The sequence below is a fragment of the Clostridium sp. genome (assembly GCF_036642255.1).
Classification (GTDB): domain Bacteria; phylum Bacillota; class Clostridia; order Clostridiales; family Clostridiaceae; genus Clostridium_J.
Genome location: NZ_JAVWDJ010000015.1, coordinates 82,264 through 88,153 on the forward strand (window position 1 = coordinate 82,264; position 5,890 = coordinate 88,153).

The 5,890-nt window shown below is 29.8% G+C and carries 9 protein-coding genes and 1 riboswitch; of the genes, 1 reads left to right on the forward strand and 8 read right to left on the reverse strand.

All coding sequences use genetic code 11. The features are described 5' to 3' along the window. Nucleotides 1-64 precede the first annotated feature (64 nt). A riboswitch (PreQ1 riboswitch) is annotated at nt 65-108 on the reverse strand. Between the two features lie 158 nt (nt 109-266). The 5 genes from RR409_RS10455 to RR409_RS10475 form a co-directional block, all read right to left on the reverse strand. After that, on the reverse strand, nt 267-569 hold the full coding sequence (locus RR409_RS10455; RefSeq protein WP_332557694.1) for a hypothetical protein: 303 nt from the start codon (nt 567-569) through the stop codon (nt 267-269). A 155-nt stretch (nt 570-724) separates the two neighbouring features. Beyond that, the gene (locus RR409_RS10460) at nt 725-1,018 is read right to left on the reverse strand and encodes an Ldh family oxidoreductase (RefSeq protein ID WP_332557695.1); all 294 of its coding nucleotides are present in this window, start codon (nt 1,016-1,018) and stop codon (nt 725-727) included. Between the two features lie 499 nt (nt 1,019-1,517). Further along, nucleotides 1,518-1,958 carry a hypothetical protein gene (locus tag RR409_RS10465; protein ID WP_332557696.1) on the reverse strand — a complete coding sequence of 147 codons (441 nt, stop codon included), beginning with the start codon at nt 1,956-1,958 and terminating at the stop codon, nt 1,518-1,520. Between the two features lie 257 nt (nt 1,959-2,215). Beyond that, the gene (locus RR409_RS10470) at nt 2,216-2,851 is read right to left on the reverse strand and encodes a hypothetical protein (protein ID WP_332557697.1); all 636 of its coding nucleotides are present in this window, start codon (nt 2,849-2,851) and stop codon (nt 2,216-2,218) included. Next, the gene (locus RR409_RS10475; RefSeq protein ID WP_332557698.1) at nt 2,848-3,351 is read right to left on the reverse strand and encodes a flavodoxin family protein; all 504 of its coding nucleotides are present in this window, start codon (nt 3,349-3,351) and stop codon (nt 2,848-2,850) included. The genes RR409_RS10470 and RR409_RS10475 overlap by 4 nt, the downstream gene beginning before the upstream one ends. A gap of 255 nt (nt 3,352-3,606) precedes the next feature. On the opposite strand from RR409_RS10475, the gene RR409_RS10480 reads away from it, so the two are divergent. Then, complete coding sequence (locus RR409_RS10480; RefSeq protein WP_332557699.1) at nt 3,607-3,771, forward strand: hypothetical protein; 165 nt, start codon at nt 3,607-3,609, stop codon at nt 3,769-3,771. A gap of 284 nt (nt 3,772-4,055) precedes the next feature. On the opposite strand, the gene RR409_RS10485 is transcribed toward RR409_RS10480, so the two are convergent. From RR409_RS10485 to RR409_RS10495, 3 genes are all read right to left on the reverse strand, one after another. Next, nucleotides 4,056-4,904 carry a nucleoside monophosphate kinase gene (locus tag RR409_RS10485; RefSeq protein WP_332557700.1) on the reverse strand — a complete coding sequence of 283 codons (849 nt, stop codon included), beginning with the start codon at nt 4,902-4,904 and terminating at the stop codon, nt 4,056-4,058. Nucleotides 4,905-5,379: 475 nt separating this feature from the next. Continuing rightward, nucleotides 5,380-5,529, reverse strand: a complete 150-nt coding sequence (locus RR409_RS10490) for a hypothetical protein (RefSeq protein ID WP_332557701.1) — start codon at nt 5,527-5,529, stop codon at nt 5,380-5,382. Then, nucleotides 5,508-5,890, reverse strand: a 383-nt coding sequence (locus tag RR409_RS10495) for a YbaK/EbsC family protein (protein WP_332557702.1), incomplete at its 5' end; no start/stop codon positions are given. The genes RR409_RS10490 and RR409_RS10495, both read right to left, overlap by 22 nt.

Below are 5,890 nucleotides of genomic sequence, written 5' to 3' on the forward strand. Positions count from 1 at the left end.
GGTCTATAGTTATTCAAAAAAGCAAAAAAAGCCGCACCTAAGGATACAGCTATCACGCAGTATTAAGTCCTTAGTTTTTTATACTGGGAGTTCTCGAACCAGTCCCACTAAAAATATTAGTGGATTTATGGATTTTATATTTTATTTTCCTGAGTTATTATATCATAGAACATTTTATATTAACACAATTTTTTCACTGGAAATGTTTGAAAGCTCTCTAACCACAGTGGTTTGTACTCTTCCTCAAAGAAATTTTCATCTGTTTATTATTTAACTTTATTAAAAATACCTTCATACAGATAATCCAGATATTCTGTGTTAACACCTTCATCTTTCAGCTTATCAATCCTAACTTTTGCTCCTTCTAAACTTTCCTTTCCTTCTTCAAAATCATTATGTTTTATACAAGTGCTTGTGTATTGTAATAAATAATCAACTTTTAGTACAACTTCTGCTAAGTCTTCTCTATCATCATTTACTAAACTTACTAAAAGAGCATACATCTTAGGTGAAGTTGTATGCTTAGTACTTCTTAAAATATCACTATTTCTAGTGGTCTTTTTCGCCATACTTATACATCCTTTCATGACTAAATTTATCCTTAGAAAATCTAATTTTGTTTGCAACTTGTTAACTCAATCTGAAATTTTTCGCATTTCTACGCTCATTTTAAGAGATTCATGTTTTTATTCACTAATAAATTGTATTTACTTCCTTGAAATTCTTACTTAAAAGGGTGTTCCACACCATATTGCTTTGCAAGCCCAATTAATTCCTTTATAATAGGTTCAGAAAGTTCAATTCCTTCGGACCGCGCCTTTTGAAGAGCTTTGTATGAGTTTTCTCCTGGTAACATAACTTTACTAAATCCTGGTGCTGGTGGACACATCTTGAATTCATCAAACATAGAGTCAATTCTGTGTTTGAATATATCTATATCAACAAACTTGCTAATATCAATTGCACCCATGAAAAAGCCGATATTTTGAAATGCGTTGAGATTCTTGCTATATCTCAACACCAAAATTCTTTAGACTTTGCTTATTAAATTTCATAGTTTCTCTACTCCTTTTCTACATGTATTTTCATAGTTGCTTTTAATCAACTAAAAAACATGATACTCTACCAGAAAAGAGCTATATAGTAACAGTTTATATTGAGAGTTATATCCTCTTATAAACTTATTTAATAAACTGAATTTATTCATCATCTTAAAGCTCTTCTATAACTATTATTATATTATAAGTTATACTTTCACATACAACTAAAACAAACCCCTTATCCATATTTATAAGGGATTTGTTTATTAATATACTCTTATTAACAATTTTATTCAACTATTCTACATCATATTCTACATTGATTATTTGTATCCTACCAGGGCTTTCCTGAGTAATCTAAAGAAGCAGCATTTTTCCATATTTTTATACTCCACTTATAATTCCTTATCTTAGATGCTTCCTTATTCGGAACATATTAAAAAAGAATCCTCAGCTTGAGAATAGGATTTTATTTTATTATTCTTCGCTTCCAACCATTTCTTTATAAATGCTATCTAACTTACTTTTGGCTTCAGCAGCCATTGGATGATTGCATTTATCTAGATTAATTATTTTCTCTATATTATTTCTCCATTTTGTTGCTTTCTTTTTATTCTTGAAATGAGTTTTAGTTAATCCAAGTTTCTTAGCTCTCTCTTCTCCATCAAGTTCAATTAGGTAAAAAATTATTTCAGCCTCCTTTGAAATAAAGTAGGAAGTGGTTTCCTGTTTTGAATCTTTGGCCTTCTTATTTTTTAGTGATTTTTGATAATCACTAATAGCATCATAAAGAGACTGCCAACTTCTTGTGTTTACTTTTTCATCATTGTCCATGCCATCTTTAAATTGCGTTACTACGTCTTTGAACTTTCCTATTTTTTTCAGTTCCTCTACAGATTTTACTTTAAATAAATTCAATTAATTTCCCTCCAATAAAAAGTCCCACTTAAAATATATTTAGGTATATACCTAAATATTCTTTTAATACTGTGAATTTTGAAATGGAAAAAGTGTACTCTGCCATTTTTCTAAAGCACAAAAAGGACTATCTCAAAACAAATTACTTTACAAGTTGATTTGAAACGTCCCTAAATTTAGTTGAAAACTATAAATAACTGTAGTTATGTCTTTTTTAATAGGTTTACTATATATAAGCCTTCTTCCAGCTACATAGTTTATTTCCTCAGAAATAAATCCTTTTTACTAAGACCATTTGATTTTATCTTTTGTCTCCAACCTGCTTCTGCAGATAATTTATATGCAATTCTTGGAAAATTTGGTGTAATAAAAATATTCTCTCCCCTAGAATAAGAGGAAATATTATTTGAAAGATTTTTCAAGGCTTCCCCTAAATTTTTCTTTGGGCCTTTTCCGTAAGGAACATTAGATATCATAGGTAACATTCCACCAGCACCAATACCTATCCCCTGCCCCCAAGTAAGTCCTGATTTTTCACACCAATTTTCCACCATTTCAAGCGCTAGTGAATTCTGCTTTCCTTCATAAAATCCGGAATTCACTAAAGCGTATACCTTAATATTGTGTTTTGGAGATGCATAAAAAAATGTTTCCATTTTAGAAAGACAACTAATCATATGCGATGGAATTCCATCAACATACAGTGGAAATGCAATAGCTATTACATTACATTCAGCTATTTGTTCCAAATGTTTATTGTCAACATGTGGTGTTCTAAAATGGTATTCTGAAATCATCTCATCATTTGCAAATAAGTTTTTCAATCCTTTTAGAATACTTTCCGATGCACTATCTTTAGCTTTGGGACTTCCATTTATAAAAGCTAATTTCATATTGTTATTCCCTCCATTTCTCTAATATTTTTAGCAAAACAAATTTCTTGAAGGTTACAATTCAGATTTACTGAATTTGCTTTTACTAACTTTATCGCTGTTTGTTTTTCTTTTTCAGTTATGTTTTCGCCATAAAATATAACTTGTAGATTAAATTGATTTTCATAACGTGGCCTATGGTGCATTTCCCCATTTCTCTTTACAAAGTACGGATGTACATATGAAATACTTCTATCCATTACATTTTTTATAAATGGGCTAAATCCGCCATAAAAACATTTGCTGATAATGGTGACTGTATCGCATTTGGATAAAATTTCACCCATATCTCCATATTTATCACGTATTACGCAAACAGCGGGTGTTTTTATCCAACACCCAAAACAACCAATACAATTATGAATTTCACTATCTTTATAGATAATTTTTTTACCATCAACAGAAGTTAGCATATCATTGTTAAAAGCTTCTTTTCCCAAATCATGTATTAATAATTTCATTTTTCAAGATCCCCCTTACTACTTTTTATCTATGTCAACCTACGTGTCCATAATCATACAACTATTAAATACATTTTTATTACATTTTATTTTTCTTTCAATGGAATTCCCATAATTTTTTACATTTAAAAATACCGTAGAATCCATTACTGAATAGCACGGCATTTTAAAAATTATCCGTTTATTATAGTTGACTCCTTATTAACTGCAGGGCTTAAGCACCAATAAATACCTCACAACCTGTATTAAATTAATATGAATACTATAACCTCAAATATATTTGCAGTAAAATGTGCTATTGTACTAACCCATGCAATTTCTTCACCTAATGCAAAAATAAAAAATTGTAATATTGATGCTATGCTTAACTCAATTGCTACAAAAGAACCAGCTCTTGCAAATGATATACCTTTTGGATAATTCTGTCAATAAAGTTATGCGTTTTAATTAACCTAAATAGTGAAAAATGTAAGAAAAGTACACTTCCAAATGTTAATCTGTCTATCATTTGGGGTGCACTTCATTTTCTGATTACTTAGTTGCTTTTTGCGCAAATGTGCCTATTGTCTATGAGACTCTATTAATTCCAGGCTCTTACAACATCTCATAAATAATAAACTTATCTTTTTGTTTGAAATTTATATAATTAATTTATGTTTTGTTTAACCTATATTCACAAATTTGAAAATTAAAATGTAATAACGTCACTTTAAATCCATGAGAAATCTGGGTAATCCTAATACTTCCATTACACTTAACACAACCTCTTTAATTGACTCATCTATATTTAATACTCTATTTTCATCATAAATTGGTTGATGAGCATCTACCAATGATACCATTGAGGATCCCAAATAATCCTTTAAATAATCAATACAAGGCTGTACCTTCTCTATATAAAATTGATATCTTCTTTCTAAACTTTTTTGTGTATCATCACTCCGGCCTCTATTATATGCCCTTGCACTCATTTGCTCTTTGGTTATAAAAAGATGTATAACCTTAATAATAGAAATATCTAAGTTGTTAAATGTTTTTAGCAAATTTTCTGCTGCCACTACTGTTCTTGGATATCCATCTAAAATAAATATGCCCTTACGGAGTTCTGGTGAACTTTCAAATAATGCATCAATTATATTTACTGTCCATTCATCAGGTATCAATAATCCATTTTCCATGCAAAATTCTAACCAATGAAGTTGTGAAACAAACTTATTTTTCAACCGAAAAGTTGATATTATATCATTACTATACTCTTCAGCCTTTTTTATAATTTCTGGTTTATTTTTACTTATATCAAATATTGACACTTTATTGCTTATGTTATATTTGTCTGCAAGTGTACCTTTAAAATCTTTCTCTTCTTTTGCTTTAATAACTGTTTTACGCAAAATATTTCCCATGGATAAATGTCTTTCCTCTGGAATAGATAAAAACTTGCATAATGCCTTGGCGATTTCTCCCTTCCCACATCCTGAAGGCCCTGTTAGAAGAATTACACCATTACCATCAACTCTTACCTTTTCTACAGTAATGTTTATTTTTGTTTTCATAACCTGCTCCTTGTTATTAGTTTATGGACTTTGTTTATTTATTATATTATACTAATTTCTTAAATTATCTCATAAACAATAAATTACAAAACTCTAATTGTTACTTCATCACCAGAATCATTTAATTTTCTTGTTACAGAAATGTGGGTTTATACCATCTCTTTTGTCTAAAATTGCAATCAAAATTTTCATATATCATCCCTCTCTAATAATTTTCAATATATAATATTTACTAAGTTAAAATAAGTTACAAGTTCACTGTTTTTATTGGCTCTAACTTGTCATACATCATTGTAATAATATGCCTTTTTCACTATTATAATTACATCACTTGGTTTAAAATTAAAGACTATTTAGAACTTAGTTAAGCATACTCAAAGCCATAGTTCTAAATAGTCTCTATACTAGTTTTTCTGAGAACTTGCAATTTGTCAGATATATGTATAGTTTAAAGCTTAAATGTACAAATTACCACTTACAGATAAGTAGCTTTTAAATTTACAACCTGAATTTTAGTATTGCAAACAATTAAGTTTATATTAACTCTCTCAAGTTCTAAAAGTATGACAAAGAATTCTTTCACTTTTTTAGCTAGCTTTTCTACTATTCTTCCCAGCCCTTGCATACATCAACCCACTTATTACTCAATGAGTATTCCTCAAGTTCATTACAAGTTAGCTTAATAGCTGAATTACTACTTCCACAGGCTGGAAAAACTGTTTCAAATCGTTTAAGCGACACATCAAGAAAAACTTGCAAATCATTTTTAAGGCCAAAAGGACACACTCCACCAACTGCATGCCCTGTATACTCTAGTGCTTCCTCTGGTGACAGCATTTTTGCCTTAATGCCAAATTCATTCTTAAATTTAATATTGTCTATTTTAGCATCCCCTGCAACAACAACTACCATAGCATTTTCTCCATTTTTAAGTGAAATAGTCTTTCCAATTCTTGCAGGTTCAACCTGGAGCGCTGCGGCAGCTA

Coding starts and splice junctions, on each gene's coding strand:
- RR409_RS10480 (WP_332557699.1), top strand. CDS start 3,607: ATGAATACTATAACCTCAAATATATTTGCAGTAAAATGTGCTATTGTA.
- RR409_RS10485 (WP_332557700.1), bottom strand. CDS start 4,904: ATGAAAACAAAAATAAACATTACTGTAGAAAAGGTAAGAGTTGATGGT.
- RR409_RS10490 (WP_332557701.1), bottom strand. CDS start 5,529: ATGCAAGGGCTGGGAAGAATAGTAGAAAAGCTAGCTAAAAAAGTGAAA.
- RR409_RS10470 (WP_332557697.1), bottom strand. CDS start 2,851: ATGAAATTAGCTTTTATAAATGGAAGTCCCAAAGCTAAAGATAGTGCA.
- RR409_RS10455 (WP_332557694.1), bottom strand. CDS start 569: ATGGCGAAAAAGACCACTAGAAATAGTGATATTTTAAGAAGTACTAAG.
- RR409_RS10475 (WP_332557698.1), bottom strand. CDS start 3,351: ATGAAATTATTAATACATGATTTGGGAAAAGAAGCTTTTAACAATGAT.